The organism is Lysinibacillus sp. G01H (assembly GCF_028872195.1).
Classification (GTDB): domain Bacteria; phylum Bacillota; class Bacilli; order Bacillales_A; family Planococcaceae; genus Lysinibacillus; species Lysinibacillus capsici.
The window spans coordinates 538841-561666 of record NZ_CP118397.1; the positions used below are offsets into that span (position 1 = coordinate 538841).

A 22826-nucleotide genomic window follows, 5' to 3' on the forward strand; every position below is an offset into this window, starting at 1 on the left:
ATAGATGCTAATCATTAACGGATTGTTTAATGTTTGTAATTTTCTAATAATTACATTGATTTTTCCATTTAAATATAGCATTATAGTAGGAATAAACAAACGTTTAGAGGGGGAAATGATGTGAATAAGGACTTTAAATATTGTAAGGAATCAAGAGTGATGCGTACAAGTCGTGTGTTTCCAAACGATGTGAATAATCATAATACATTATTTGGTGGACGGTTGATGAGCGATATTGATCAGGTTGCTTCTATTTCGGCTGCAAAGCACAGCAGGAAAGATTGTGTCACAGCTTCAACTGATTCTGTTGATTTTCTACATCCCATTCGCCCTACAGATTCGGTTTATTTCGAATCCTATGTAACATGGACTGGAAGATCTTCTATGGAGGTTTTTGTCAAAGTTATTTCTGAAAACTTGAAAACTGGAGAGAGAAAGGTGGCAGCGACTGCATTATTAACATTTGTGGCATTGGATGAAAATAATAAACCAGCGCTGGTCCCACGAGTAATTCCTGAAACAGTAGAAGAGACAAAATTGCATGAAACAGCTTCAGAACGAGCGAAGGCACGTGCTGAACGTAAAAAGGAAAGTAAAGCGTTAGCGCAATTTATATCTATGAATGATCCATGGGATTATCGGCTAGAAATGATGGAGAATTATATGTAAAAAGAGGGATGTCTCAAATGACTTTGAGACATCCCTTTCATCTTTATATTTCTGTTACTGTTACGTGTGGAGCGCCGAAGCGAGATTTCGCTCCATGCATGACAGGTCCTACATAATCATTTAACGCCCAACCATGTGCAATAGCAGCAGATACAAACTCTTTTGCTTCAATGACTGAATCTTTAATAGTAAGACCGTTAGCAAGATTGGCTGTTACAGATGCAGCAAATGTACAGCCTGCACCGTGGTTATTTGTAGATGCAACTTTTTCAGATTCTAATAAGTAGAATGCTTCACCATCAAAGAATAAGTCTGTTGCTTTTTCTGTAGCTAGGGCCTTTCCACCTTTAATGACAACAGCTTTAGCCCCTAGCTCATGGATTTTGCGAGCGGCCATCTTCATGTCGTCAATGTTTTTAGGTGTACCTATGCCAGCTAATTGTCCAGCTTCAAAAAGGTTTGGTGTTGTTACCGTTGCTAATGGTAAAAGATGCTGAATCATGGCATCTGTATTACCGGGATTCAGTACTTCATCGTCCCCTTTACATACCATAACAGGATCGATGACAACATTTGTAGTGCCTGAATTTGCGATAGCCTCTCCAGCAATACGGATAATTTCCTCTGTTGAGAGCATCCCTGTCTTAATGGCATCAATTCCTGTTGAAAGAGCTGTGTCAATTTGCTTTTGTAGTAAATCAGTTGGCAAAGGTGTGACGTTGTGTGTCCAGCCATTCGGGTCCATTGTTACGACAACTGTTAATGCCACCATCCCATATGTACCATGCTCCTGAAATGTTTTAAGGTCGGCTTGCATCCCTGCACCGCCTGATGTATCTGAACCAGCAATTGTTAATGTTTTTTTTAGAGTCATTTTTAAAGATCTCCTTTATTGTCTAGAGTTATAAAATTACCATCTAGTATAGTCTGATTCTGATTCTATAAAAATAGCCAGAATACTATATTTTTATATGGTCAGTTTCAACTGATGCTTGAATTCATCGTTAATTTTTTGTACCGTTGTAAGAAGAGAAAGGGGCTTAAAGAGCGATGAAACAAGTATTCCCGAATGATTGGCAAGAAGTACTCAAAGATGAATTAGAAAAACCTTACTATCAAAAACTACGTCAATTTGTCGCAAATGAATATTCGACACAAACCATTTATCCACCTATGAATGATGTAATGAACGCATTTTATACAACAGCATATCATGATGTGAAAGTTATTATTTTAGGACAAGATCCTTATCATGGACCTAATCAAGCTCATGGGCTAAGCTTTTCTGTTAAACCAGGTATTCCACATCCTCCTAGCTTACGGAACATGTTGCAAGAGCTACAGGATGATTTAGGCTGTCCAATTCCTCAAAATGGAACACTAACAAAGTGGGCTGAACAGGGTGTTATGCTATTAAATACGGTGCTTACAGTTCGAGCAGGACAAGCGAATTCCCATAAAGAACAAGGGTGGGAGCAATTTACCGATGCTGTTATCGATCTATTAGCTGCAAGGGAAGAACCACTAATTTTTGTATTGTGGGGTAAACCAGCACAACGCAAAAAGCAATTAATCCGAAAATATAAAATACCTCATGTCATACTCGAAGCGCCACACCCAAGTCCATTAAGTGCTTATCGAGGATTCTTTGGCAGTAAACCTTATTCAAAGATTAATCAGCAATTAGTGGAGTGGGGCAAGCAGCCAATTGATTGGTGTTTAGAATAGATTGGCACAAATCGTTTGCTTTATACGCTTTAGCAATCATGTTACATTTAATATAGAAGAAAGTGAGGGACATTGATGAAGGTGAATTGTTTTAAGTGTCAATTTTTTAAAGTAACCTGGGACCCTCAAACCCCACGCGCATGTTCAGCTTATGGCTTTAAAACAAAGCAAATACCATCCGTTGTTGTGAAGCAATCATCGGGTGTAGATTGTTTAAAATTCGTACCAAAAGTAGAAAGTGGGAGAATGTAATGATTTCTTATCAAGCTGTTATACAGCAACTTGAAAAACAATTATCTAACGCCAAAAATGCGGGAAATGATCAGCAGATTCGTGAGGCGCTTACAGCCATTCGAGCATTATGTGATGTGGTGTTAGATTCTTCAGGTGATGCACCATATATCACTCCCCATAAGCACGTACCGCAGATGCTTGTGTCAGAGACAAAACCATCCTCTTTATATACAGCAAAGATCGAAGAAGATGGAGCAAATGGCGATTCGATTTTTGATTTTTAATCCATTTTAAAGGCAGGGTAACGAAAATGAAAAGATTTATCGTGACAGGTGCTCTTCATGGCCTATTAGCAGTAGCATTCGGTGCATTTGGTGCACATGCTTTAAAGGAAGTTTTAGATGAATATAGTCGAGGTATTTGGGAAACGGCTGTGCAATATCAAATGTTTCACGCTACAGGATTATTAGTTATCGGTCTGTTAATGAGCTCTAAACTATTAGGTGAAGTGAAACAATTAAATCTAGCAGGTATTTTCTTTAACCTTGGGATTGTTTTCTTTTCGGGGAGCTTATATGTTCTGGCGATAAGTGGAATAAAAGTATTGGGAGCTATTACACCAATCGGTGGTGTACTATTTTTAGCTGGATGGCTACTTATTATTTTTACTGCTCTCAAGCATGCACGTTAATTTTAAGTTGACTCTCTTACATTATTTGTAGGAGAGTTTTTCTTTGTGATCAGTCATAATTTTAAGATAGGGATTTAAATCCTATCCATTTTGTAAGAATTTATAGTACACTACTACTATTACTTGCAATATTTCGAAAATACCAAAAGTGAGGTTATGTAGTATGGAAAAACTATTTACATTACTAGATGCTAACTATGATGAGATGGTAGGGATTCGCCGCCATTTACATGAATACCCTGAATTGTCCTTTGAAGAAGTGGAAACGCCATCCTATATAGCTACTTTTCATAGAGAATTAGGTCATGAGGTTCGAGAAGGAGTGGGAGGGCGCGGTGTCGTAGCGATATTACGTGGCAAAAAGCCTGGTAAAACGGTGGCATTGCGAGCGGACTTTGATGCATTAGCGATACAAGAAGAAAATGATGTACCTTACAAATCTAAAATAGCTGGGAAAATGCATGCATGTGGACATGATGGACATACAGCTACATTGCTTGGTCTAGCCAAGTCATTGAATGCGATGAGGGACGAAATTGAAGGCAATGTCGTATTTATTCATCAGCATGCAGAGGAAGTTGCACCAGGTGGAGCTAAGCCGATGATTGAGGATGGTTGTTTAGAAGGAGTAGATGTTATTTTTGGAACGCATTTATGGGCACCTACACCATTAGGAGAAATTTTAGTGAAAGATGGAGCCATCATGGCTGCCGCGGATAAAGTAGAAATAACGGTTCAAGGAAAAGGTGGACATGGCGCAGAGCCGCATCATTCCATTGATGCTGTTACCCTTTCCTCCCAATTCGTCGTCAATGCTCAACAGCTTGTCTCAAGACGTATTGACCCATTGAAATCAGCTGTTTTAACAATCGGTCATTTTGAGGCGATTAATCCGTTTAACGTTATTGCTGATCGGGTAGTATTGGCGGGGACAATTCGTACTTTTGAAGAAGAAGTACGCACACAAATGGAACAAGAGTTAGAAGCAGTATTAAATGCGACCTGTCTGGCATTTGGGGCAAGTTACGAATATCGTTACACAAGAGGTTATCCACCCGTTTATAACCATCAGAGCGAAACCGAGTTTGTGGCACAGATCGCGTCGACTATACCAGGGGTAGATCAAGTAATAACATGTCCTCCGTTTATGATTGGGGAAGACTTTGCGTATTATTTAGAAAAAGTACCTGGCACATTTTTCTTCACAGGTGCTAAAAAGCCTGAATGGGAAAAGGCCTATCCGCATCATCATGCACGCTTTGATTTTGATGAACGTGCAATGCTCATTGCAGCGAAAACCTTAGGTAAGGCAACTTTAACGTATTTAAAAGAAAATTGAGCATAGTGAATGATAAAAATCCGCATACGCCCATCGACTTTTGGTCAGTGAGTGTATTGCGGATTTTTACTCTAGAAGATAGAATTATGGATTTTGATTAAAGTAAGCCATTTCTTCATCATACTCAGCAAAATCGAAATAAATCATAGGGAAAAGAAAACGATGATTAGACTTAAGCTCACGAATAATGACATGATCTCGACCAGCAGCTTCTACCACACCACGAACAGTTTTTGTGTTTTTTCCCTGCTCTACTGCGTGCTCAAAAGAAAAATGGAAGGTAGCTGGTTTTCCACGATTCAAACGCAAAATATTTTCTATATAGGACTCCTCACGGCCTGGTGGTCGTCCGCTCGGGAGTGTGACTGGAGGAGGAGTCATTTGTTGTTGCGTTGTTGGTGTCCAATAATAAGGCATCATCAATTATCAACCTACTTTCTTTTTAAATTTGAGGACAATCTTGTTCAGTTGGCGAGAAAAAACAATGGGATTTGAATCTGCCAGTATTCCATTGGCCATACCATTGGGCAGGACAATCACCTGCTGGCATGAAAAACCACAAAGAGCGGGTAGCTGGATGAAATCTTTCACCCTGAATCACCCTTTTAGCTAACCGAATATCTTGATCACGTGCTCGTTGATAAAAATAACCCTTTTGTGTTGCCTCAAAGCCTCCCGGACGCTGATAAACCATTTGTTCAATTGTTCGAATATCACCAAAATCTAAACAATCACCTCTTACACGATTAACGCCAACATTCCCAACCATCAGCATGCCTAATTCTCCTTCACCTTCTGCTTCGGCACGCATTAGTCTTGCGAGTAGGGCTGTCTGTGCATCATTCGTCTTAATAACAGCGATTTTCATACCTCCTCGCAGACAGTATATGCATGAAGGTATTGTAGACATGTTCAATTTTGTTAAGAAAGACATTCACACATTAAAGTTACTATGCATATAGTAGTAATAACGACAAGTACGTAGAAATTACTTCGAAACCCTGCAAGATCCGATAGTTTTTTTATCAAAAAGGGTAAATAGAAAAAAATAGAATTAGGGGAACGTGAGATCAATGAATTGCATGTGTATCTAATACATGTGAGGTGATGGCTTATGGAAATTGGCGTTTGGTTTGGGATTCTATTAAGTGCAGTACTGGCTTTTCTATTAGGGGAGTTTTATGGACAGCCACTCCATTGGTATCTCTTTATTGTCATTATAGTGATTGGTTTTTTTATTCAAACGGTTATCTTAATTTTAAAAGTAAAGGACGAGAGCTCTTAATGAAGGGTACAAAAGAAAGTGTTGGGGTTAAGAAAGTGTCATCGCTGAAGGATGGCACTTTTTTATATTGAGTATAAATGTTCTAGTGTGGAAAGCAAAGCATCAGGAAAAATGACTTTTCCTTAATAGGCGATGAATGCTTGTTTTAGCTGCTATTTCAATGAGACGTAATTATTCTTACCTTGCAAGTATATTAAAAATATACCGAGACATACTAAAAATGATTTAATTTTTGCTTTTATGAAGGAGCGTTTTCATGCGTATTTTTAGTATGTTTGTAGCGATCATCATCAGCGCTTTTCTGGCAGTTGGAATAGCAGAATATTATCATCAACCATATAATTGGTATTTAGTTTTTCTTATGATGCTAACTGGATTTTTTATTCACATTATTATTTTAATCTTCGAATCCGAAAATGCAGAAGAAAACGAAATTTAAAAATGCGAGTCCGCCAATATGGACTCGCATTTTTAATTAGATATTAAACAGTTAGGAATTTAACCAATTTTTCTTTATCAAGTAGGTTGCCGACGAAGAATTCCCCGAACTCGCCATAGCGTGCCGACACTTCGTCAAAGCGCATTTCGTATACTAGTTTTTTGAATTGTAGTACGTCATCAGCAAATAAAGTTACGCCCCATTCGTGATCATCGAAGCCTACAGAGCCAGTGATAATTTGTTTTACTTTACCAGCATAGCCGCGACCAATCATCCCGTGAGAACGCATTAATGATTTACGCTCATCCATTGATAGCATGTACCAGTTATCGTTCCCATGACGGCGTTTATCCATTGGATAGAAGCATACATATTTAGCACGTGGAAGTTCAGGATATAGACGCGCACGTACATGTGGATTTTGGTAAGGATCTTCATTTGATTCGCCAGCTAAATAGTTTGAAAGCTCTACAACAGATACATAAGAGTATGTAGGAATTGTAAAATCTGCAATAGCTAATTTATTGAATTCCGCTTCAAGCTCTTGTAACTCATCCATCGTTTCACGCAATGTCATAATCATAAAGTCTGCTTTTTGACCAACGATTGCATAAAAAGCATGAGCACCTGTTTTAGCTACGTCTGCTTCGTTCAGTTTTTCTAAATAAGTAATAAACTCCTCTACTGCTGCTTGACGTTCCTCTGCAGAAACAAGTTTCCAAGATGCCCAGTCGATTGAGCGGAAATCATGTAAAGCGTACCAACCATCTAACGTAATTGCTGCTTCATTCATTATTGAAAACACTCCTTTATAAGTGAATACCATTCAAAAATTAGTTTATCATAGTTTGTACAAAATCCCTAAGTTCATGATAGTTATTCACGAATTTGACACCAACTAAAGATAATGTATTCTAAAGAGAAGAGATGTAATTAGAGGAGTACCAATATGAAACATATTTTACAACAGCCAATTTGGCGTTATTATGATCAATCCATTAGTGCGAAGCAAAGGTCACCGCTTGAATCTTTTGCGACGGACGATACGTTGTGCCAATTAGTTGGCCAATCGATGTCTCCGCCAACAATTCGTACATGGGTGCATGAGGCATCTGTTGTACTAGGTATCCAAGACCACCGTTTACCTTATGTTCAGCAAGGTATGGAATTACTAGAATCTAGAGGCTATCATCCTATTGTTCGTAATTCTGGTGGATTAGCGGTTGTGCTAGATGAGGGAATTCTCAATATTTCCATTGTATTGTCTGAACAAAAAGAGTCACTCAGTATAAACGATGGCTATGATGTGATGGTTGAACTTGTGAAGGGATTGTTCCCAGAGGTAGCAGAAAAAATTGAGGCTTATGAAATTGTGGGCTCTTATTGCCCAGGTTCTTATGATTTAAGTATTGAAGGGAAAAAATTTGCTGGCATTTCACAAAGACGCTTACGACAAGGGGTGGCAGTGCAAATTTATTTATGTATTGAGGGAAGTGGCTCGCAACGTGCGGCCCTTATCCGTGATTTTTATGAACATAGCTTACAACAAGAGGAAACAAAATTCACTTACCCTCAAATCATGCCCGAAGTGATGGCTTCGCTATCAGAGCTTGTAGACCCAAATTTAACTGTAGAAGCGGTTGTTATTCGTCTACAACAACTACTTAATTATTGGGCCGAGGAAGTACGTCCACAGTCCTTCTACGATGAAGAATTAGCGTTGTATGGTTTTTATTTACAGCGTGTTTTTGAACGCAACACCAAAATGCTTGAACGAAAGTAAATGGGTTGATTATATGAAACAGAAAAAGCGATGCGGCTAATTTAGCGCATCGCCATTTTCTGGTTGATAAATAGAACTGCTAGTTACAAGATTTCCGTTCTTCTCCATTTTAAAAACGGGTGCAATTCGCTCTTCCTCTTCATCAAGCGTAACAAGACGTCTAGCACGGTTCATAATTTGAACAAATTGCTCGTAATCTTTGCGAATCGCTCGATTTTCTTCTTCTAGTTTTGTAATGGTTTTCTCTAGTTTTTTATTTTTCTCAGATGTTACATGGACAAGTTGTCGCCATTTTGAAGATTCATTTCCTACTTCACCAGAATGCTGTAAACGTAGTAAATAAGCTATGACAATATCAAGAGAAAGGGCAGATAGCGGAATTGATTTTCCTTCTGCGGCACTATTATTGACAGTAAACATACTAGAAGCACGGCGTCTTGCTGGTGCTCCCAACACTCGCATTCTCTCTTTTCTTTCCTTTTTAGCTTCTGCTAGTTGCTCCTCGTATTCTTTACGAACAACAGCATTCCAACGAAAACCACAGGCTGCAGCAGTACGATTTAATGCATCGCCTGCTTCTTCAAAGGCATTAAGCTGTGTACTACCTTCTGTTACATGACGGATTACAGCCTCTGCTAGTAATTCATCGTTTTCTTTTAACCAAGCATCTTGTCTTACTTTACTCATATTAAAATCCTCCCACCTTTATCTGGAACTTGTTATTTAAGACTAGCATGACCAATCTTTTAACCTTTTATTCATCTATGTAGAAGGAATTATGCTTGAATAGAAGGGGAAAAGTACGATACAATACCCGATGTAGGTTTGTGCACATGCTGCATACTTAAATATGTGAAGGTCATGTGTGCAATAGAGCGAAATTATGTTTGAAAAATACTATATAGAAAGGGTTGTTGACAAAATGGCAAACGAATTTAAAGTTTGCGATGAATGTCAGGCCGTTAACTTAAAGACGTTAATTCCAAAATTAAAGGAAATCGATCCTGATGCAACCATCGAAATTGGCTGTCATTCTTACTGTGGTCCAGGACGCAAAAAGACATTTACCTTTGTAAATAGCCGACCTGTTGCTGCATTAACAGAAGATGAACTAATGGAAAAGGTTTTAGCAAAATTAAAAAAGTAAAACTAAAAGCTATCTCTACTTGGGGGATAGTTTTTATTTTGCTTTTTTATATGTTGAGAAATTAGACCAATATAAATATAAAAATAATGTTAAAGGTAATTGAAATAGGTTGTTAATATCTATAGAAAAATGGCAATAAGTATGCTAGTCCTAGATTTATCGCATATAATAGAGCTATAACAAAATGGGGGTGCTATCCAAATGACATATGCAAACGCTAAATTAGAAGAAGAAAAGGTATTTAAAGATCCAGTACACCGTTATGTACATGTTCGAGATCAAGTGATATGGGATTTAGTGGGTACAAGGGAATTTCAGCGTTTACGTAGAATTCGTCAACTAGGTACCACATTTTTAGTATTTCATGGAGCAGAACATAGTCGCTTTAGTCATTCTCTGGGGGTTTACGAAATTGTACGCCGCATAGTAGATGATATCTTTGTAGGGCGTCCAGATTGGGATGAAAGTGAAAGATTATTAGTGTTATGTGCAGCCCTTTTACATGATTTAGGTCATGGCCCATTTTCCCATGCCTTTGAAAATGTATTTGAGCTTGATCATGAATATTTTACAAGGCAAATTTTGTTGGAAGATACGGAAGTAAATGCGATCTTAAAAAAAGTGGCAGCTGATTTTCCTGAAAAGGTATCCCAAGTAATTGAAAAGACATATCCAAATAAGCAAGTAATTAGTTTAATTTCGAGCCAAATTGATGCAGATCGTATGGATTACTTACAACGTGATGCTTATTTTACAGGTGTAAGCTACGGTCATTTTGATATGGAGCGGATTTTAAGAGTAATGCGTCCAAGAAAAAACCAAGTAGTAATTAAAGCAACAGGCATGCATGCGGTGGAAGACTATATAATGAGTCGTTATCAAATGTACTTACAAATTTACTTTCATCCTGTTTCACGAAGTGCAGAGGTAATTTTAAATAATATATTAAAAAGAGTAAAACAATTAAGCTTAGAGGGCTATACATTTAAGCATGAGCCTACTCATTTCCTGGCATTCTTCCGAAATACTATTACATTAGAGGATTATCTTGCGTTAGACGAGAGTATACTTTTTACATATTTTCAGTTATGGATGCAAGAAGAGGATGCAATTCTAAGTGATTTAAGTCGCCGCTTTGTCAATCGTAAGCTATTTCAATACATTGATTTAGATCCGGGGGTGGAGCTCAATAAATATCAAAAACTCCAAGAGCTTTTTAAAAAAGCAGGATTAAATCCCGATTATTACCTTGTACATGATACAACGGCAGATCTGCCATATGATTTTTACAGACCTGGAGAGGAAGAAGTGCGTGTACCGATTTTTTTAGAAATGAAAAATGGTGAGCTACGGGAGCTTTCACGTGAATCAATTATTGTTGATGCCATCTCAGGGCGAATGAAACGAGATCATAAAATCTATTTCCCATTAGATTTCTTAGAGGACGACTCTTCACATCCAACGATCAAACAACAAATACTAACATTGTTAAGAAGAGACGGAAAGTAAGTTGTTTCTGACAACATGATTTCCATGAAATCTTATAAAAAGGGTAGGGCACTCTAATGTGCTCTACCCATCTTACTATTATTTGTCGCTAAAACGAACGCCTGCAACGCCGTAATGGTTTTTAGACATTTCTTCAATAAAAACTGTTACATTTTCTGCAGGTGCATTAACTGTGCGAGATACTGCTTCCGTTACTTCTTTTACAAGAGCACGTTTTTGTTCCTCTGTACGACCTTCTAGCATTTTCACTGTTACGTATGGCATAATATTGCCTCCTTTATAGAATAATGTTGTATAGTTAGTTTATAAGAAAGTATAAACTTCTTACTTGCGTTGAGGCATATGCGCAATGGCGAAAATAGTGATTGTTTCGATAAAATATGCGTTGATATGCTTTCCTTTATAATAGCAGAATGGAGGATATTTAAGTATGACAAATGAAGAAAAACCAAAACAAAAAATGGGTTTTACCATTATAAAAAACGATCCAACAGATGGACATAAAGGGTTTGGTATCGGTTCACTTTCATTAGAGAATGTATCGCCTGTAATAGTGGACGTAGAAGAGGGGACGGCTTCTGTTGAAATTGGTGCCATGCATGCAAGAAGTGACGTAGAGCGTGGTATTAAATTTACAATGGACCGTGCTGATTCAGAGGGCGGGAAACCGTATTGGCTCGTGTGGGTGACGATAGACCATAAAGAAAATGGGCCATATTATGCAGGGGTTACAGCCTGTGAGATGGTTGTAAATCGTGAAAAACGACGTGGCTATAAAATTCTAGCTGATCATGTAAATAAAATGGATAAATCCATGAAACGTCATATTATTGTAGAGCATATGGATGCACCGTCTAAAAAAGTGTTAGCTTCTTTCCTTAAGCAACTTAATCCAGAATTGTGGGAACGTAGTGAGGAGCAATTACGTCAAGACTTATTTGTCGAATAGACTCGTAATGATTGAACAATCTGTGACATTTTGCAATCGCTTTCGATATTAGGTTGAAAGTGTGTTTGAAACAAAGTACACTTGAGGCAGAGCTTACATTTTAGTAAGCTAGGACACTTGGTATCGCGAATGTGATGAGCGCTATGCGGCATTTGAACAACCCAAACCCAAGCCAAATGCCCCATGATGCTCATACTTCGCGGACCATAAAAAAGAAAAGCTTTCTGTTCCCACGGACACGTCTCCGGGGAAGAGAAAGCTTTTCTTATTTTTCGTATATCAGTTACTTTGTCGAGAGCCTTCGTAGCTTAAAACGTATTAGGATTAAAAAGGTTTCCGAAATTACCTCGTTTTAGTCCTTAAATATAGAGAATGGTAGCATATTCCAAAATTCTCCCCATGTATTACTGTCGAGAATATCGAAGTTTGTACATTTTTCAGTTGGTACATCCTTCGACTCTACATAGACTAGACGTTGTTTAGGACAAGCGTCAGTCGCTAATTTACCTGTTTCAATATCAATGACAACGCCCTCTACACCTTTAGGTTTTTTGAAATCCTCATTTTTTGTACCTTTGTTGACCGTTTCCATAAAGTCAATCCAGATTTGCTTTGTTGCAGCAGTATCTTCCTTCGTGGTAAGGTTTTTACCCTGATCATAGCCATTCCATACACCAGCAGTTAGTTTTGGAGTAAAACCAATTAACCATTGATCACTATTCGTAGAACCTGATTTAGCAGCATATGTGTGTGTCATACGTGAACGAATACTGATTCCTGTAGCGGGTGAATAGTCACTGAAAACAGGATCAAAAATACCTGTCATCATTTCTGTTAAGATGTATGCATTTTCTTTAGAAATGGCTGTTTCAGCTTTGCTTGCTACATCTTTGTTTTCATAAATAACATCTCCATGTGCATTTTTAATGGATACAATGGTTGTTGGTGTTGTTTGCTGTCCTTGCGACGCCAAAATATTATATGCATTTGTCATTTCGTATAATGTCGTTTCAATCGTTCCTAGTGCAATGGATAAATTATCCTTCGCACCAATTCCTACATTAAAACGGTTTGCCATATCATGAAACTCTTTGAAGCCAATGTCCTCTAAGGTTTTTACTGCGTAAATATTATCTGAGATAGCAATAGCTTGTGCCATCGTCATATCATGATCTGCAAATTGACCGTTGACGTTTTTAGGTGCATAAGTGCCACGCCCATTATCATACGTAAAAGTTGTTTCACCAACATCTAAAAAAGTTAGTGGCGTGTAACCATTTTCTAGCGCCGCTGCATATAAGATCGGCTTAATAGTAGAGCCTGGTTGACGTTTGGCTTGTGTAACTCGGTTAAATGAGCTTACTGAATAATCACGACCACCAACTAGTGCAGTGACAGCTCCTGTTTTAGATTCCATACTTACAAACGCAGATTGCAGATCATTGGCAGGCATATTTTTGGCTACTGCTTCTTCAGCTGCTTTTTGATGCTCCAGATTAAGCGTTGTTTGAATTGTCCAGCCACCTTCACTAATATCAAGGTTTTTTGATTTTAAGATTTCACTGGCTTCTTGCCAAGCCACATCCAGGAAATATGGAGCAACAGATTTGGTTGCAACCCAGCTATCATTTTTTAAGACGAGCTGTTCATTTTCAGCACGCGTTTTTTCTTCTTGTGTAATGGCACCTTGGTCTGCCATAAGTTTTAAAATAACGTGTTGACGATTGGTAGCCTTATCTAAATTGGCAATTGGTGAGTAGATACTAGGTCCTTTTGGTACGCCTGTTAGCATTGCTGCTTCAGCAAGTGTTAAATCACTGGCAGATTTTCCGAAATAAAAACGACTGGCAGCTTCTACTCCATACATGCCATGACCGTAATATACCGTATTCAAATAGCCCTCTAGTATTTTGTCCTTGTCATAAAAAACTTCTAATCTATAAGCATACAGGGCTTCGTTTAATTTACGTGTCCAAGACTTTTCGTGGGAAAGATAAAGATTACGAGCATATTGTTGCGTAATAGTACTAGCTCCTTGAACCTTACCGCCAGCTTTAATGTCCACTAAAATGGCACCAGCAATACGTGAATAGTCGAAACCGCCATGTTGATAAAAATCTTTATCTTCAACAGCAACAACTGCTTCCTTTAAATAAGGTGACATCTCATCGAGGCCGACCCAATATCGTCGTTGATTTGTAAAGTGATCCCCAATTTGGTTCTCATTTTCATCTAAGAAAATAGAAGCCTTTGGTACGGTTAAAGGCGGTGCACCAGCCACTTGAACATAGATGCGGAGTGCGACAAACGCTACGACAATTGCAGATGTAAAGGCCACAAATAACGTAAGGCTTCTGCGTGTGCGCTTTACACGTTGCTGCTTTCGATGATAGCTTTTTCGTTTCATCCGACTTCACCTCGTTTTCTCACAACTTCGAACTTAGCTTTAGTATGTGTTCGAACATTCATCTTTAATCTAAATTCTAACTAAAAACTATTGCACTTTATTCAAAAACATCTATACTTTTTTTGTACTACTTGAAATGCTGGCATTCGACAAAAAAATCGTACCTTGTAGATTTTAATCGAAATTTGCTAGACGTTCCAATAATGTATACGAGGATAAAAGGATACAGGTTTCATTACAATCCTGTAAGCCATAATAGAAGAAGACGAAAAATGATGATTAATTATATGGAGGGCTAGCAATGAGATTTGATGAAGCTTATTCAGGAAATGTTTTTATAAAAAGTCATCCTACATATGACGATGCACAGGCAGTAATTTATGGCATGCCAATGGATTGGACAGTGAGTTATCGTCCAGGATCACGTTTCGGTCCACAGCGTATCCGCGAGGTATCCATTGGTCTTGAAGAGTACAGTCCATATCTAGATCGTGAGCTTGAGGAAGTAAAGTACTTTGATGCAGGTGATATTCCACTACCATTTGGGAATGCACAACGTTCATTAGATGAAATTGAAAAATTTATTGAAAAATTACTAGCTGATGGCAAAATCCCTGTTGGTATGGGGGGAGAACATTTAGTGTCTTGGCCTGTCATGAAAGCAGTATCTGCTAAATATGATGACCTAGCTATCATTCACTTTGATGCTCACACAGATTTACGAGTAGAATATGAGGGAGAGCCACTTTCGCACTCTACACCAATTCGTAAAATTGCGGAACATATAGGACCAAAAAATGTCTATTCATTTGGTATTCGTTCAGGTATGAAAGAGGAATTTGAATGGGCAAAGGAGAACGGCATGCACATATCAAAATTTGAAGTGCTTGAACCGTTAAAAGAGGTCCTACCAACACTAGCTGGACGCAGTGTGTATGTAACAATTGATATTGATGTTTTAGATCCAGCACACGCACCAGGCACTGGTACAGTAGACTGTGGTGGTATTACTTCGAAAGAATTACTCGCTTCCATCCATGCTATTGCAGCAAGTGGTGTAAATGTAGTAGGTTTCGACTTAGTTGAAGTAGCACCGATCTACGATTCTTCAGAAATGACAGCAAACACAGCCTCAAAATTATTACGAGAAATGATCTTAGGCTGGGTAAAATAAATAAGATTGGTTGAATGGGGTGAGCTATGAGCTAGCCCCATTTTATATTTCTGAAATGAAGAATGAGCCTTAGCATAAAATTGAAACTTATTTTACTTTATAGCGTAGATAAGTTAGGTAATAGTTTATATTACAAAGAGAGAAAGATTGATGAAAACAATGTCATCTTTTGGTTAGTAAAATGTATGTTTCTTCAATTTTAATAAAGGAAGGAGGAGTATTATGATTTGGTCACTTCTCATTAATGATTTATTCATTTTTGTCAGTACAATGGAATACTTTTGGCTATTAGCATCTTTGGTTTTAACTGTACTAAGTGTTCATTTGCATCTGTATCTCGTCAATAAAATAACCGTTCAAGATGTGAAGGACGAGGAGTTTGAAGTTGACTATACTATCACGAATACTTGGACTCCACCTATGCTAACGTGGTTTGTTCTGTGTATTAGAATGTCCGAAGACAATGAGGAAGAAAGTGTATCTCCTAGTTTGATTTAAACTTTAAAACTAGGAGGACAACCATTGTTAACATTTTTAGCACAACCTATTATTAACCTCATTCATTTCATCCATTCTTTTACAGGTAGCTACGCACTTAGTGTCATTGCTATTACGATTGCAGTCAGATTAATTCTTATGCCGTTATTTATTCGATCGGCAAAACACCAAAAGCGCTCAAAAGAATTAATGACTACCATTAAGCCTGAGTTAGATGCGCTTACAGACAAATATAAGAATAGTCAAAGCGAATCTGAAAAAAGAATGGTACAGCAACAAATCCAAGAGCTAACTTCAGCTTCATTGAAAAGCTCTTTACTAGGTTGTTTACCAATCCTTATTCAACTACCGATATTATTTTCACTGTACTACGCTATTAAACTAGATTTAGTGATTGCCAGTGAAAATTTCCTTTGGATGAATTTAGGAACGATTGATATTGGGGTTTCGATGATTGCTTGTTTGATTTATTTCATTCAAAGTTGTATAGCCCTAGAGAAAAGTCAACCATTAAATATGAAGATAATGGTATTTATTAATCCAATCATGATCCTCATTTTTAGTCTGTTCAATCCAGCGATTATCCCGATCTATTGGGCTGTTAGTGCTTTATTGTTAATAGTTCAACAGTTGATTATAAAAAAATGGTATAGATAAAATGAAACCCTCTCTTTCCGTTAATGGAAGGAGAGGGTTTATATTTTCTCGAATAAACTTGTTGAGGAGCTTTACTTCACTTCTATCTTGAAAAACCATAAGTATTCATCCTATAATAAAAAGGTTATAGTAAAAGACTAAAAAGGGGCATCCGTTATGGCGAACGATGTAAGATCGCAAGTGAACATAAAGCTCATTTCTACCATTCGTCCAAGTGATGGGGAGTCCGAAAGTTATGAAATGTGGCTCAAAGGGCAGCTACTTGAAAAAGCAGGAAGCTTGTATTTGAAATATGATGAGGTGCAGGAGGATAAAACCATCCGCACAACGATGAAGTTAGGTCATGAGAAGGCACTAATTATGCGTGCTGGAGCGGTTAATATGCGATTACCGCTGAACATAATTGAACAACAAAAAGGGCATTATGAAAGTGAGTGCGGTGCTATGCCACTCGTGATTGATACGAAAAATATGACGTTTACAAAACTGGCAACAAGCGGAGATTTCCATGTACAGTACGATTTACTAATGGGTGGGCAATCCGTTGGCAACTATACATTAGATATTACATTTACGGAGGTACAATGATGAACGCAGTAGAACAAGTACAACAGGCTATTAAAGCAGCGATCGTGCAGGCTGTTGAAAAAGCTGGTCTAGTTGAGGCTGGCACAGAATTATCGATTCACCTAGAAACACCAAAGGATAAAGCAAATGGTGACTATGCAACAAACATTGCGATGCAATTAACAAAGTTAGCTAAAAAGCCACCTCGTGCTATCGCCGAAGCTATTTTAGAAAATCTTGATACAACAGGCACAGATATTGAAAAGATCGATATTGCAGGCCCAGGCTTCATGAATATCACAGTGCGTAAAGATTTCCTAACAGAGGTAGTGACACAGGTGCTTGAGCAAGGTACGGACTATGGCCGCTCAAATGCTGGCGCTGGGGAAAAGGTTCAAGTGGAGTTCGTTTCAGCAAATCCTACGGGAGATCTTCACCTAGGACATGCTCGTGGCGCTTCTGTTGGTGATTCCTTATGTAATGTGTTGGATATGGCTGGTTACAGTGTTTCTCGTGAATATTATATTAATGATGCAGGTAATCAAATTAATAACTTAGCTTATTCATTAGAAGCGCGTTATAAACAAGCATTAGGAATGGAAGCTGAAATGCCAGAAGACGGCTATCATGGGCAAGATATTATTGATATTGCAGGTAAATTAGCAAAAGAGCATGGTGATGCAATTTTAGCAAAATCAGATGATGAGCGTTTTGCCTTCTTCCGTCAGCACGGTTTAGCTTTAGAATTAGATAAATTAAAAACAGACCTAGCAAACTTCCGTGTAAATTTTGATGTCTGGTATTCTGAAACGTCTCTATATGAAAACGGAAAAATCGAAGTAGCTTTAGATAAATTAAAAGCCAATGGACATGTGTTTGAAGAGGATGGTGCTACTTGGTTCCGCTCTACAACATTTGGTGATGATAAAGATCGTGTGCTAATTAAAAATGATGGGTCATTCACATATTTAACACCAGATATTGCTTACCACGAAGACAAAATTGTCCGTGGCTTCGATCAATTAATCAATATTTGGGGAGCTGATCATCACGGATATATTCCACGTATGAAAGCAGCGATTCAAGCGCTTGGTTATGATCGTGATACGTTAGAAGTGGAAGTTATTCAAATGGTTCAGCTTTATAAAAACGGTGAAAAATTCAAGATGTCTAAGCGTACAGGAAATGCAGTAACAATGCGTGAGCTTGTAGAAGAGGTTGGCCTTGACGCAGTTCGTTACTTCTTTGTAAAAACAGCTGGCGATTCTCATATGGACTTTGATCTTGATCTTGCAGTATCACAATCTAATGAAAACCCTGTGTACTATGCACAATATGCGCATGCACGTATTTCATCTATTTTACGTTCAGCAAATGAACAAGACTTTGCTGCTACAACAGAACATCTCAATTTGTTAACAGCAGAAAAGGAAATCGATTTACTGAAAAAGATTGGTGATTTCCCGAAAGTGGTAGCGGAAGCAGCGAAACACCGCACACCGCACCGTATCGCAAACTATATTCAAGAAACAGCAGCTGCATTCCACAGCTTCTATAATGCAGAAAAAGTATTAGATGCTTCAAACAAAGAGTTAACAGAGGCTCGTTTAGCATTAATTACGGCTGTCCGCACAACAATTGCAAATGCACTACGCTTAATCGGCGTATCTGCACCTGAAAAAATGTAATTAAACTTTAAGCTCCTAACCTGAAAAGGGTTAGGGGCTTTTTTAATGGATAGAAGGCTGAATATGCGAGATAAAGTTCCAAATGTGACGGATAGAAAGACAAAAGACATGGATAAACCGTGGGAAATTAGCTGTTTCAAACTTTGTTTTTCTGTTAATTCCGAAAATTCTGTTGTAGTTTACGTTAACGTCAATGGTATACTGTTGCCAATTAGGAAAGGGGAGATGGTTTTGAAGACGATTCAGGAGGTAGCAAAGGAGTTTAATGTGTCTACGCGGACAATTCGTTATTATGAGGAACTTGGGCTTCTTTGCCCCCATCGTTCATCTACCAACCAACGAACCTTTTCAAAAAAAGAATTGGCGAAGCTCAAGCTTATTTTCAGAGGCAAGCGTTACGGTTTTTCGTTGGAGGAAATCAAAGAGATGGTTTTACTATTTGATTTTGATCGCTCAGGAATTCAGCAATTAGAGCGAACGGTTGAATACGGTGATCAAAAAATCCAAGAGATTGAGAGTAAAATAGCTGAGCTGACGCAGATGAAGCATGAGTTACAGCAAATGCATGGCATGTTTAGTGAAAAATTAGCGACTTTAAAGGGAGAGATGCAAGATGAATAGTTCCAATTTGTTAGCACGTAATGCCCGTAAGTATTCGAAAAATGAAGCCGTTATTTGTCATGGCAGAAGAGTAACCTACCAAGATTTAGATAAGCAGGTGACACGTTTTAGTCATGCTTTACTAGAGCAGGGAGTAAAGCAGAGGGATAAGGTTTTAATTTTTATGCCAAACGTTTTAGAGTTTGTAGTCAGTTACTTTGCTATTCAGCGTATCGGAGCGATCGTTGTGCCAGTCAATGCGAAATTTACATTGCAAGAAGTAGAGTACGTGGCGCAGCATGCCGAAGCGAAGGCAATTGTCGTACATGAGACTATTTTTGCAGCAGTTGAACAGCTAGCTGGAATTCCGTTAAAAATTAAAACAGGTCAAGAAAAAGTGGGATGGCATCAATATGAAATAATGCTTCAAAATGCTAGTACACAAACAATTGATTGTCAGTTACAAGAGGATGACCCTTCCACGATTTTATATACATCTGGTACGACAGGAAAACCAAAGGGTGTGTTATTTAGCTACCGTAATATTTTAACAGTGGCGCAAATGATAGCTGTTGAAATGGAGGTAAAGCCCGAGAGCCGTATTTTGCTCATGATGCCATTAACACACTCTGCACCATTACATTTATTTTTAATGGCGGGTGTATTGGTAGGCTCAACAAATGTATTAACACCAACTTTTACACCCGATTTATTCATTGATTCCATTGAAAAGGAGAAAACAACACATTTCTTTGGTGCACCTGTTGCTTATTTATTAACGGCACAGATGCCAAGGCTACATTCGGCAGATTTGTCTTCTATGAAATGGTGGGTCTATGGTGGGGCACCGTTATCTCAAAGTGAGGTTCGATTCATTCAGCAGGCATTCCGCACAAATAATTTAACTTGTGTATATGGATTAACAGAGGCAGGTCCAAGTGGTTCATTATTATTTGGCAAGGAGCATGAAGCAAAGGCAGGAAGTATTGGTCAGCGGGCGCCACTTGGTACAGAATTGCGTATTGTGAATAACAGTGGAGAAGATGTAAATGTAGGCGAAGTGGGGGAAATTGTCTTGTTGGGTGAGGGTAACATGCTTGGCTACTATAAGGATGAAGTAGCAACTAATGAAGCCTTTATTGACGGTTGGTTAAAAACAGGAGATCTAGCTCGTAAGGATGAAGATGGTTTTATTTGGATTGTAGATCGTAAAAAGGATGTCATTATTTCGGGTGGTGTCAACATTTATCCGAAAGAAATTGAAGATTGTTTATTGAGCTTTGAAGGAATATTCGAGGTTGCGGTAATTGGTGTGCCACATCCGCAATGGGGCGAAACGGTAAAGGCGATGTATTCTGCTAAACAAGACATCGATGAGGAAGCTTTGAAAGCTTATTTAGAGGAACATCTTGCAAAATTTAAAATACCACGTATTTTTGAAAAAGTGGAAGCGCTACCACGCAATGCATCAGGCAAAATATTAAAACAAAATTTGAAGGGGCAAGAGGTGAGATAGCATGAAAGTATTACAAAAAGAAGCAATGCGTACTACGAACTTTTTTACGGAAGATGACACGCTTCAAAAAATAGTAGGAATGATGTTAGATAAAGAGTTTCTATCATATGCCCAACGAGAGTTAACAGATTTTGGTGAGCTATGTGCAGGTGATATTGATACGAGGGCAAAGCATACAGATCGACAGGGTGAACCTCGCCTTCAAAGATACGATGCCTATGGTGAAGAGATATCAGAGGTTTGGGTTAATGATGGCTATAAAAAAACGATTGAAGAGACATATAATACTGGGATTGTAGGTTATGTACACAAGCATATTCCGCAGCTAGGTCACAAGGGGAATTATGTTTATAGCTTTGCACAAGGTTATTTGCTATCACATGCAGAGCCAGGATTTTATTGTCCTGTAACATTGACGATGGCTACTGCCTATCTATTAGATCATTATGCAGATGAAGAGGTAAAGCAACGTTTTTTACCACATGTTTGTGCAACAGGTGACACAGATTTATATGAAGGTGCGACCTTTTTAACAGAACGTCAAGGAGGCTCTGACGTCGGTGCAAATGTGGTGGAGGCGAGAAAGGATGGCACTGCGTATCGTCTATATGGTGAAAAATACTTTGCATCCAATGCGGGCATGTGTGGTGTAGCGATGGTATTGGCACGAATAGAAGGGGCGCCAGCAGGTTCCAAAGGCTTAACGTTGTTTGCAGTTCCTTGGCGTAAAGAAGATGGTACAACAAATCATCTACGTATTCGTCGATTGAAAGATAAATTAGGCGTTCGGGCAGTTCCCTCTGGTGAGGTAGAATTTGATGGTGCACTTGCCTATGTTGTAGGGGAGCAAAATAAAGGGATTTATTATATGCTAGAAGCACTAAATCTCTCAAGAATTTGTAATGCAGTCGCTTCTATTGGTATTATGCGTCGTGGCTTCTTAGAGGCAAAACATTATGTAAGCAATCGACATGCATTTGGCAAGCCCTTAACACAATACCCTATGATTCAGGATACTTTAGGGAAATTTGCAGCTAAGTTGCACGTGGAAGTAGCGACAGTTTTTGATCTTATTCAATTATACGATAAAGTGACAAGTGGACAGGGAACACAGCAAGACCTTATTATGAATCGTTTATATATTGCCATTATGAAAAAGGAAACGGCAGAGCAAGCTGTTCACTATGCTAGTGAGGCAATTGAATTACACGGGGGTAATGGCTATATAGAAGACTTTGTAACGCCCCGCTTATTAAGAGACGCGCAAGTGTTGACGGTGTGGGAGGGGACGGCTAATATTTTGGCCTTAGAACTCATTCGTTTAGTGGATAAGTTTCATGCACATGAACTGTTTGTCTGTGAGATGGAGGAACGATTAGAGAAATTAGCTGACAGCTCACTAGTACAAATCGTTAAAGAACAATTGGCGAATATTTCTATAAAACTGCAAATTTTTAGCGCTTTAGACGAGGCAACGAAAACTTTTGAAGCAAAAGGTATGGCTGAAAAAATGGCTCACCTTTATGAAAGTGTCATTGCGGTTGAGTGGGCACATAAATTTGGTGGAAAATATGAAAAACTAGCGGACGTTTATTTAGAACAGACATGGTCATTAAGAGAAATGGGTGCTCAAATGAAAACAGTCCAATACTTTTCTGAAATTGTATAATGGCCGGGGAGTCGTCTTGAATGGAGGCGACTTCTTTCATTTTCATGTATAATGAAATCAACTGAATATTATAAAGGTTCTTTACTTAAGTAAAGTGAAAAGGGAAATCGGTGTAATTCCGATGCGGTCCCGCCACTGTAAGTGTGAGTTTTTTCAAATGATGCCACTGAAGATTTCGGGAAGGCTTGAAAAATCGCAAGTAGCACTAGCCAGGAGACCTGCCTTTATAACGACATGACAACCTACGAGGATAGGGTGGTGGATTTTGTATCAGTTT

General features: G+C 38.5%; 27 protein-coding genes and 1 riboswitch. Of the genes, 20 read left to right on the forward strand and 7 right to left on the reverse strand.

The genetic code is table 11. The annotated features are described in order from the left end of the window. Nucleotides 1-120 precede the first annotated feature (120 nt). On the forward strand, nt 121-669 hold the full coding sequence (locus PSR12_RS02655) for an acyl-CoA thioesterase (RefSeq protein WP_016993384.1): 549 nt from the start codon (nt 121-123) through the stop codon (nt 667-669). A 43-nt stretch (nt 670-712) separates the two neighbouring features. Here the strand turns inward: PSR12_RS02655 and thiD are convergent, their stop codons facing one another. Next, entirely contained in the window at nt 713-1543 is an 831-nt protein-coding gene (thiD, locus tag PSR12_RS02660; protein ID WP_274771469.1) for a bifunctional hydroxymethylpyrimidine kinase/phosphomethylpyrimidine kinase, read from the reverse strand. Nucleotides 1544-1719: 176 nt separating this feature from the next. On the opposite strand from thiD, the gene PSR12_RS02665 reads away from it, so the two are divergent. From PSR12_RS02665 to PSR12_RS02685, 5 genes are all read left to right on the forward strand, one after another. Then, nucleotides 1720-2397: a uracil-DNA glycosylase gene (locus tag PSR12_RS02665; RefSeq protein ID WP_274771471.1), complete on the forward strand. Its 678-nt coding sequence runs from the start codon at nt 1720-1722 to the stop codon at nt 2395-2397. 75 nt (nt 2398-2472) lie between these two features. Then, entirely contained in the window at nt 2473-2649 is a 177-nt protein-coding gene (locus PSR12_RS02670; protein WP_016993381.1) for a hypothetical protein, read from the forward strand. After that, on the forward strand, nt 2649-2915 hold the full coding sequence (locus tag PSR12_RS02675) for a YwdI family protein (protein WP_274771473.1): 267 nt from the start codon (nt 2649-2651) through the stop codon (nt 2913-2915). The genes PSR12_RS02670 and PSR12_RS02675 overlap by 1 nt, the downstream gene beginning before the upstream one ends. Nucleotides 2916-2941: 26 nt before the next feature. Next, complete coding sequence (locus PSR12_RS02680) at nt 2942-3322, forward strand: DUF423 domain-containing protein (protein WP_016993379.1); 381 nt, start codon at nt 2942-2944, stop codon at nt 3320-3322. Between the two features lie 163 nt (nt 3323-3485). Continuing rightward, nucleotides 3486-4661, forward strand: a complete 1176-nt coding sequence (locus PSR12_RS02685; protein ID WP_274771474.1) for a M20 family metallopeptidase — start codon at nt 3486-3488, stop codon at nt 4659-4661. A gap of 84 nt (nt 4662-4745) precedes the next feature. Here PSR12_RS02685 and gerQ read toward each other — a convergent pair whose 3' ends face one another. Further along, the gene (gene gerQ, locus PSR12_RS02690; RefSeq protein WP_004227629.1) at nt 4746-5081 is read right to left on the reverse strand and encodes a spore coat protein GerQ; all 336 of its coding nucleotides are present in this window, start codon (nt 5079-5081) and stop codon (nt 4746-4748) included. Between the two features lie 22 nt (nt 5082-5103). Further along, nucleotides 5104-5529, reverse strand: coding sequence for a cell wall hydrolase (locus PSR12_RS02695; protein ID WP_004227631.1), 426 nt, complete (start codon nt 5527-5529; stop codon nt 5104-5106). Nucleotides 5530-5775: 246 nt separating this feature from the next. Here PSR12_RS02695 and PSR12_RS02700 point away from each other — a divergent pair, with 246 nt between their 5' ends. Then, nucleotides 5776-5946: a hypothetical protein gene (locus tag PSR12_RS02700; RefSeq protein ID WP_016993377.1), complete on the forward strand. Its 171-nt coding sequence runs from the start codon at nt 5776-5778 to the stop codon at nt 5944-5946. A gap of 256 nt (nt 5947-6202) precedes the next feature. After that, a complete protein-coding gene (locus PSR12_RS02705; protein ID WP_016993376.1) occupies nt 6203-6385 on the forward strand; it encodes a hypothetical protein in 183 nt (60 codons plus the stop codon). 43 nt (nt 6386-6428) lie between these two features. On the opposite strand, the gene hemQ is transcribed toward PSR12_RS02705, so the two are convergent. Next, complete coding sequence (hemQ, locus tag PSR12_RS02710; protein ID WP_274771476.1) at nt 6429-7178, reverse strand: hydrogen peroxide-dependent heme synthase; 750 nt, start codon at nt 7176-7178, stop codon at nt 6429-6431. Between the two features lie 156 nt (nt 7179-7334). Here hemQ and PSR12_RS02715 point away from each other — a divergent pair, with 156 nt between their 5' ends. After that, entirely contained in the window at nt 7335-8168 is an 834-nt protein-coding gene (locus PSR12_RS02715; protein WP_274771477.1) for an octanoyl-[GcvH]:protein N-octanoyltransferase, read from the forward strand. A gap of 36 nt (nt 8169-8204) precedes the next feature. Here PSR12_RS02715 and PSR12_RS02720 read toward each other — a convergent pair whose 3' ends face one another. Beyond that, complete coding sequence (locus PSR12_RS02720) at nt 8205-8855, reverse strand: RsfA family transcriptional regulator (RefSeq protein WP_004227650.1); 651 nt, start codon at nt 8853-8855, stop codon at nt 8205-8207. Nucleotides 8856-9090: 235 nt separating this feature from the next. On the opposite strand from PSR12_RS02720, the gene PSR12_RS02725 reads away from it, so the two are divergent. Both PSR12_RS02725 and PSR12_RS02730 read left to right on the forward strand, forming a co-directional pair. Further along, nucleotides 9091-9315 (forward strand): YuzB family protein, encoded by a 225-nt coding sequence (locus tag PSR12_RS02725; RefSeq protein ID WP_004227652.1) that lies wholly within the window; start codon nt 9091-9093, stop codon nt 9313-9315. A 201-nt stretch (nt 9316-9516) separates the two neighbouring features. Next, nucleotides 9517-10824 carry an HD domain-containing protein gene (locus PSR12_RS02730; RefSeq protein WP_274771481.1) on the forward strand — a complete coding sequence of 436 codons (1308 nt, stop codon included), beginning with the start codon at nt 9517-9519 and terminating at the stop codon, nt 10822-10824. A gap of 78 nt (nt 10825-10902) precedes the next feature. Here the strand turns inward: PSR12_RS02730 and PSR12_RS02735 are convergent, their stop codons facing one another. Then, on the reverse strand, nt 10903-11088 hold the full coding sequence (locus tag PSR12_RS02735) for a 2-hydroxymuconate tautomerase (protein WP_004231516.1): 186 nt from the start codon (nt 11086-11088) through the stop codon (nt 10903-10905). A gap of 166 nt (nt 11089-11254) precedes the next feature. Here PSR12_RS02735 and PSR12_RS02740 point away from each other — a divergent pair, with 166 nt between their 5' ends. Continuing rightward, nucleotides 11255-11773 (forward strand): YwhD family protein, encoded by a 519-nt coding sequence (locus PSR12_RS02740; RefSeq protein WP_004231517.1) that lies wholly within the window; start codon nt 11255-11257, stop codon nt 11771-11773. A gap of 352 nt (nt 11774-12125) precedes the next feature. On the opposite strand, the gene PSR12_RS02745 is transcribed toward PSR12_RS02740, so the two are convergent. After that, nucleotides 12126-14180 carry a transglycosylase domain-containing protein gene (locus PSR12_RS02745; protein WP_274771484.1) on the reverse strand — a complete coding sequence of 685 codons (2055 nt, stop codon included), beginning with the start codon at nt 14178-14180 and terminating at the stop codon, nt 12126-12128. A gap of 301 nt (nt 14181-14481) precedes the next feature. On the opposite strand from PSR12_RS02745, the gene speB reads away from it, so the two are divergent. From speB to PSR12_RS02785, 8 genes are all read left to right on the forward strand, one after another. Next, nucleotides 14482-15354, forward strand: a complete 873-nt coding sequence (gene speB / locus PSR12_RS02750; RefSeq protein WP_274771485.1) for an agmatinase — start codon at nt 14482-14484, stop codon at nt 15352-15354. Nucleotides 15355-15576: 222 nt separating this feature from the next. Then, complete coding sequence (locus tag PSR12_RS02755; protein WP_221679334.1) at nt 15577-15852, forward strand: hypothetical protein; 276 nt, start codon at nt 15577-15579, stop codon at nt 15850-15852. 24 nt (nt 15853-15876) lie between these two features. Continuing rightward, nucleotides 15877-16509, forward strand: a complete 633-nt coding sequence (yidC, locus tag PSR12_RS02760; RefSeq protein ID WP_274771487.1) for a membrane protein insertase YidC — start codon at nt 15877-15879, stop codon at nt 16507-16509. Nucleotides 16510-16665: 156 nt separating this feature from the next. Beyond that, nucleotides 16666-17097 (forward strand): YwiB family protein, encoded by a 432-nt coding sequence (locus tag PSR12_RS02765; RefSeq protein WP_221679336.1) that lies wholly within the window; start codon nt 16666-16668, stop codon nt 17095-17097. Then, complete coding sequence (gene argS / locus PSR12_RS02770) at nt 17097-18764, forward strand: arginine--tRNA ligase (RefSeq protein WP_274771488.1); 1668 nt, start codon at nt 17097-17099, stop codon at nt 18762-18764. Before PSR12_RS02765 ends, argS begins: the two co-directional genes overlap by 1 nt. Before the next feature lie 231 nt (nt 18765-18995). Then, complete coding sequence (locus PSR12_RS02775) at nt 18996-19385, forward strand: MerR family transcriptional regulator (protein ID WP_255600530.1); 390 nt, start codon at nt 18996-18998, stop codon at nt 19383-19385. Then, nucleotides 19378-20880 carry a class I adenylate-forming enzyme family protein gene (locus PSR12_RS02780; protein WP_274771489.1) on the forward strand — a complete coding sequence of 501 codons (1503 nt, stop codon included), beginning with the start codon at nt 19378-19380 and terminating at the stop codon, nt 20878-20880. The genes PSR12_RS02775 and PSR12_RS02780 overlap by 8 nt, the downstream gene beginning before the upstream one ends. Before the next feature lies 1 nt (nt 20881). Continuing rightward, nucleotides 20882-22549, forward strand: coding sequence for an acyl-CoA dehydrogenase family protein (locus PSR12_RS02785; protein WP_221679340.1), 1668 nt, complete (start codon nt 20882-20884; stop codon nt 22547-22549). A 57-nt stretch (nt 22550-22606) separates the two neighbouring features. After that, nucleotides 22607-22789: riboswitch (cobalamin riboswitch) on the forward strand. Nucleotides 22790-22826 lie beyond the last annotated feature (37 nt).